The organism is Acinetobacter sp. 228 (genome assembly GCF_048147885.1).
This window is the reverse complement of the sequence record NZ_JAYWYV010000144.1, coordinates 1-1,734: the sequence shown is the minus strand read 5'-3', so window position 1 is coordinate 1,734 and position 1,734 is coordinate 1. Positions and strand designations below refer to the sequence as shown.

The 1,734-nt window shown below is 41.8% G+C and carries 3 protein-coding genes; all 3 read left to right on the top strand.

Annotated features, from left to right (window positions below; all coding sequences use genetic code 11):
* The first annotated feature begins 134 nt into the window (after positions 1–134).
* Positions 135–1,073 (top strand): 1,2-phenylacetyl-CoA epoxidase subunit PaaA, encoded by a 939-nt coding sequence (gene paaA / locus VXQ92_RS16770; protein WP_416682583.1) that lies wholly within the window; start codon positions 135–137, stop codon positions 1,071–1,073.
* A gap of 32 nt (positions 1,074–1,105) precedes the next feature.
* Positions 1,106–1,396, top strand: coding sequence for a 1,2-phenylacetyl-CoA epoxidase subunit PaaB (gene paaB / locus VXQ92_RS16765; RefSeq protein WP_000389648.1), 291 nt, complete (start codon positions 1,106–1,108; stop codon positions 1,394–1,396).
* A gap of 12 nt (positions 1,397–1,408) precedes the next feature.
* Positions 1,409–1,734: 1,2-phenylacetyl-CoA epoxidase subunit PaaC (gene paaC / locus VXQ92_RS16760; RefSeq protein ID WP_416682582.1), on the top strand; the 326-nt coding region annotated here is incomplete at its 3' end.

Sequence of the window (1,734 nt, the reverse complement as noted above, 5' to 3'; positions counted from 1 at the left end):
CTTAATTATATAAATTTCAATAACTTGTATTGGTTTGTTGTTATGGATTTAATTTGATACCAAAAAATTAGTTGACTTTGTTTTTTGTGTATCGAAAAATAGATTTAAGGGTGATACCTACAGGGAATGAAAGAATGGAAAACAATTACCAGAACTTTGAACAAAATATTGCCAATGAAATTACGATCGAGGCGAAGGATCAAATGCCTGATGCCTACCGCAAAACATTGATTCGTCAAATCGGGCAACATGGCCATTCTGAAATTGTAGGTATGTTGCCTGAAGGAAACTGGATTACTCGTGCACCAACTTTAAAACGTAAAGCGGTTTTGCTCGCGAAAGTACAAGATGAAGCGGGTCATGGTTTATATCTGTATAGCGCAGCAGAAACCTTAGGTGCTGACCGTGATGACATGATGGAAAAGTTGATTAATGGGAAAATGAAATACTCATCAATCTTTAACTATCCAACTTTGACTTGGGCAGATGTCGCTGCAATTGGTTGGCTTGTCGATGGGGCAGCCATTGTGAACCAAGTTGCGCTTTGCCGTACTTCATATGGGCCATATGCACGTGCGATGGTACGTATTTGTAAAGAAGAAAGTTTCCACCAACGTCAAGGTTTTGAAGCCATGATGGCTTTGGCAAACGGTACACCGGAACAAAAACAGATGGCACAAGATGCAGTGAACCGTTTCTGGTGGCCAGCACTGATGATGTTTGGCCCAAGTGATGAGCACTCTCCAAACAGCGCACAAAGCATGGCGTGGAAAATCAAACGCTTTAGTAACGATGAATTACGTCAAAAGTTTGTCGATAACACCGTACCTCAAGTGTTGCAACTTGGCTTGGAAGTACCGGACCCAGATTTAAAGTTCAATGAAGAAACAGGCCACTATGAGTTTGGCGAGATTGACTGGCACGAATTTAATGAAGTGATTGCCGGACGTGGACCATGTAATCACGAGCGTATCGAAGCACGCCGTAAAGCATGGGAAAACGGCAAATGGGTTCGTGATGCAGCAGTGGTCTATGCGAAAAAACAGCAGCTTGAAGCGAACAAAGTGGCTTAACAAGATTTATGGAAAAATTTGAGGAAATCAAAATGGAAGATAAAAATAACTGGTCGCTCTACGAAGTATTTGTACGTAGTAAACAAGGCTTAAGCCACCGTCATGTAGGCAGCTTAAGAGCACCTGATGATGAAATCGCATTGCAACATGCTCGTGATGTTTACACGCGTCGTAATGAAGGAATTAGCATTTGGGTGGTTCGTTCAGAACTGATTAAGTCATCACAGCCAGATGAAAAAGCTGAATTTTTCGATCCTTCTTTAGACAAGGTTTATCGTCATCCGACTTTTTACCATATCCCAGATGGCATTGAGCACATGTAAGGGGAATGGCACATGAATCATTCAGTTTTATCTAAATTCTTATTACATATTGGCGACAGTCAACTGGTTTTATCTCAGCGCTTGGCTGAATGGTGCGGGCATGCACCTGAGCTTGAAATTGATATTGCTTTAGCCAATATCGGTCTGGACTTGTTAGGTCAAGCAAGAAACTTTCTGACTTTAGCGGGTCAATATGATGAAGCTAAGCGTGATGAAGATCAGCTTGCGTATTTCCGTACAGAACGTGAGTTTTTAAACCTCTTATTGTGCGAACAACCCAATGGTGACTTTGCACAAACGATTGTACGCCAGTGGTTGATGGACCATTACCATCTCCA